Annotated in this window: 5 protein-coding genes; 4 read left to right on the top strand and 1 reads right to left on the bottom strand. The window is 44.6% G+C overall.

The window, feature by feature from the left end; translation table 11 throughout:
• The first annotated feature begins 217 nt into the window (after positions 1-217).
• The 4 genes from L1N82_RS23005 to L1N82_RS22990 all read left to right on the top strand — a co-directional run bounded on the left by L1N82_RS23005 (position 218) and on the right by L1N82_RS22990 (position 2,960).
• The gene (locus L1N82_RS23005) at positions 218-1,306 is read left to right on the top strand and encodes a hypothetical protein (RefSeq protein ID WP_235289804.1); all 1,089 of its coding nucleotides are present in this window, start codon (positions 218-220) and stop codon (positions 1,304-1,306) included.
• Between the two features lie 617 nt (positions 1,307-1,923).
• Positions 1,924-2,190 (top strand): hypothetical protein, encoded by a 267-nt coding sequence (locus tag L1N82_RS23000; protein ID WP_235289803.1) that lies wholly within the window; start codon positions 1,924-1,926, stop codon positions 2,188-2,190.
• Positions 2,191-2,314: 124 nt separating this feature from the next.
• The gene (locus L1N82_RS22995; protein ID WP_235289802.1) at positions 2,315-2,452 is read left to right on the top strand and encodes a hypothetical protein; all 138 of its coding nucleotides are present in this window, start codon (positions 2,315-2,317) and stop codon (positions 2,450-2,452) included.
• A gap of 292 nt (positions 2,453-2,744) precedes the next feature.
• Positions 2,745-2,960 carry a helix-turn-helix domain-containing protein gene (locus tag L1N82_RS22990; RefSeq protein ID WP_235289801.1) on the top strand — a complete coding sequence of 72 codons (216 nt, stop codon included), beginning with the start codon at positions 2,745-2,747 and terminating at the stop codon, positions 2,958-2,960.
• Between the two features lie 20 nt (positions 2,961-2,980).
• Here L1N82_RS22990 and L1N82_RS22985 read toward each other — a convergent pair whose 3' ends face one another.
• A complete protein-coding gene (locus tag L1N82_RS22985; protein WP_235289800.1) occupies positions 2,981-3,208 on the bottom strand; it encodes a hypothetical protein in 228 nt (75 codons plus the stop codon).
• Positions 3,209-3,532: the final 324 nt, after the last annotated feature.

Below are 3,532 nucleotides of genomic sequence, written 5' to 3'. Positions count from 1 at the left end.
TAAGTTCTAACACTTCATTCGCATCCGGTTTTCAGGGTGTAACCTATACCCGATCAAGACAGCAGTCCCAACTGGGACTGTTTTTTTTGCGTTGTCTTTGGTATTCTACAATTTCCTTTTTCTAACGTCCTGCAATTCCCTATGCTAAGCTGAGCCGCTGTGAGCAATCATATTACAGTAGTCCTACAAGCTGAATCAGACAAGGGAGGATAACATTTTGAAGCGAAAAGCACTTTCGATGGGCTGTGTGGTTGGCGTGTCTGCAATGCTGTTGGCAGGCTGTGGCGGTAACGACAATGCGAATGACAATGGGATGACAGCACAAGGTACAGGTAATCGTGGTGGTATTATTCGTAATCAAGCCAATTATCGGGATGGCAATGCTATTGGCATGCGGGACAACATGAACAACAGGGATAATGGGCTGTTTGGTACAGGCGTAGGAACCAATGGAGGCGGCACTGGTCGTAACAACTTAAATACAATGAATCCTGCTGGAACTGGTCAGACTGGTAATGGCACATTCGGCAACCGCACTGGCGGCGTTATGAACGGTACCACTGCTGGTGGTATGACGAGTACCGCTGGAGATACCGCTACTCGCACAGGTAATCGTACTGGAGGCCTCGGTGATTTGTTCGGCATGAATAATGATGACGACAATATGTTTGGCCGCAACAATGGGATGAACACCGGAGGAAACGGTGGCGGCATTGGCTCTCTCTTCGGTTTTGGTGACAATAATCGCGGAACTGGAAATGGAACTAGAACAGGAACAGGAACAGGAACAGGTACTATGACCGATGGGGGAATGACAGGTCTCTCGACTGCCCTTTCTATTGATGATCAGCTTGCAACACTTGGTTATCACAATGCCCTAGTGCTTGGTAATGCCATTTTTGTAGCTGATGATAATAATGGTGGTCAAAATGGTGGTTCTGCCGGCGGTACAGGAACTGGTATGGGCGCTAATGCAGGTAACGGTACAGGTACAAGCGGTGGGAGAACAGGTATGTCACGCACGGCTTCTCATGCACGCATCGGAAGCATGCTAAGTGGAGACACACATGTTTTTACAGTAAGCGGACAAGAATCGAAGCAGGCATTGCGCCGGGTCAAAGATAAGCTTGAACAAGCTAGCTCGTTGGATGAGGGAACAATCTCCACAGATATTCGCACTATCTTGAAGAATGCTAAACCGATGAGTAGTACAGACATGGGCATGAATACGGGAACAGGAACTACCGGGATGACAGGTAATACTGCTGGTACAACTCGTACACCAGGGCGTACAGCTACGGAATAGTGACTGAACCAGAATCCTTGCGGTGAATCTACCGTGAGGATTTTGGTTTTTAGCATATAGTGGCTTCCAAATAAACTGATAATAATAACAGGCATTGATCGCCAATGCAGATGGAATAAGGGAGCCTAACGATGAAGACTAGGGATCGGAAGAACAGTCATTTAGAAGATAAATTATAGCTCAAACTATGAATCTTGCATCCGATTTGGTTAACCTTAAAAACGCAGCGCAGTTCGTCTTCCGTGTCGCATTGTTGGACAAACTCTTTACGATGTATAAGTTACCTGTTATAGGACCAGCCTTTCAGCACAAAATAATGTAGCACCAAGCAGTTAAACGAAAGGATGAGGTATATGAGCAGAAACGTTAATTTTAATCGGAATCGTAATAGTAATATTAGCCACAATAACCAGGATAAATCTCATGTTCACGGCGGTGAGTTTAGAAAAGGAAGACTCAGTCAGTACAAGAACAATAACCCTCTCGGCCAGGAATATCCCAACGAATATGTATCCGCTTCGGATGAGGACAAGGATTAACAAAGTGATTAAGCCTGGCTGTTTTTCCATGCGGGAATACGGCTTTGGCTTTTTATTTTTTAGGGGGTGTACTTCCTTATGGAAGACCGTGAGGCGTTAATACAGCGCTTTAAACGTTATTATGAGGATAACCGCATCACAGCAGATATTGATAACAGTTTTAACGATGCCTATGAGGCACTGACTTTTTCTGTAATTGATGAGATTGGAAATTGCGCGAAACGTGAAGACCTGCACTCTATACAATCCGTTGTAAGGGAGTTTGATGAAATACGCAGCTCCGTACATGGCAGCAATGATTCCGTCAAAGAGCGTTTTGAAGAAGAGTATAAGAGTCGGCATTAGCGCTTGTATGATAATGGCTTACATCTCAGAAATACACTGGATAAAGCTGAGCCGCTTTAAGCAATTCTATATACTGCGGGACAGACAAAGGCTTAACAAGCAGTTGTGAAGGGAGGTGGCAGATGTGGCGAAAAAGAACAAACGTGCATCGAAAGCTGACGTTCAGTCAACAGAGCTTAACAAAATGCCAGAAGTAAATAACACGGATGCAGAATTTTCTGAAGAATTGACACAGAACAAGAAGAAGAAAAAGAACAAGTAAGCTTCATGTATTCGCTGCCCCGGATCATTGTTGTTGATGTTCGGGGCCTTAATTGCCATAACAATAACAAGGATGGGTGATTGGGTGTATGTCCTATACGTGCTATCACTGCAGTAAGGAATCGACAACAGCCCATAGTTTGACGATTTACGATAAAACAGGGGTCGAAGATCGAATTGAAGTGCTGTGCAGTTCATGTTACAGCGAATGGCTTCACTCTTTAAAAGGATAAATCAAAAAGCTGGCTGGCTCCGTCCAGCCTTTTCTGAACAGCTACAACTGGAGGCGGCTAATGGGAGTTACTCTGGGAAAATGCCTGCTGCAAGAATGTTTGGATAAGCAAGGCCTATCCGTTATCTCTTTATCAGTGGAGCTTAGGGCCAAGCCGGAAAAGCTTCTTGATTATATAGAAGGCAAGCGGATCATGCCGCTTAAGACAGCGATCTCGATAGCACGAGCGATTGACTGTAAGGTGGAAGACTTGTACGAGATTGAAGAAATCCACTAAATCTGACGGATAAGTTAGAGCTACTCATCGATAAGCTCTAACAAAAATTCATCGTATTCCTCTTCGGGTAATGCCGCAATTTGCTGTTTTATTCGATAGGCGCCTTCCGCTGCTGTCATTCTTATGTAGTCATCAAGCTCTAATGCTGCCATTCTAGCCTGCAAATCTGTTGAGCCATGAAGCTGAATATAGTCCACAATATCGCCTAGGGGCAGCTTCTTTAGTGTCCAGATACTGATCCGTTCCACGGGATTACCTCCTCCGTCATATTCTGGCTTACTTCTATATAACGTGGATTTAACTACTTGCTTTTATTCATCTTGGCAGGATTAATAAACCAGTTGCGTATCACATGCTGCTCGTGGTATCCTATGAATCCTGCCGCAAGCGGGGCTGGCGAGTGAATAAGGTTTCGAACGGTTGTACTAGCCGGCAAAGAATGAGTGACAAAAATAAACACTTGCATATGCTCTGCGTATTATGGTATATTCTAATTCCGGTCGCGAGAGCGGCATGGACAAGCAAGACACAGAGTAAGACAAACGAAGTAATTGTTCTTTGAAAACTGAACA

This window comes from Paenibacillus tarimensis (assembly GCF_021532315.1).
GTDB classification, from domain to species: domain Bacteria; phylum Bacillota; class Bacilli; order Paenibacillales; family Paenibacillaceae; genus Paenibacillus_I; species Paenibacillus_I tarimensis.
Note: the sequence above shows the minus strand (reverse complement) of the source record. Positions and strands in the feature narration are given on the sequence as shown.

Coding starts and splice junctions, on each gene's coding strand:
- L1N82_RS23000 (WP_235289803.1), top strand. CDS start 1,924: ATGGAAGACCGTGAGGCGTTAATACAGCGCTTTAAACGTTATTATGAG.
- L1N82_RS22990 (WP_235289801.1), top strand. CDS start 2,745: ATGGGAGTTACTCTGGGAAAATGCCTGCTGCAAGAATGTTTGGATAAG.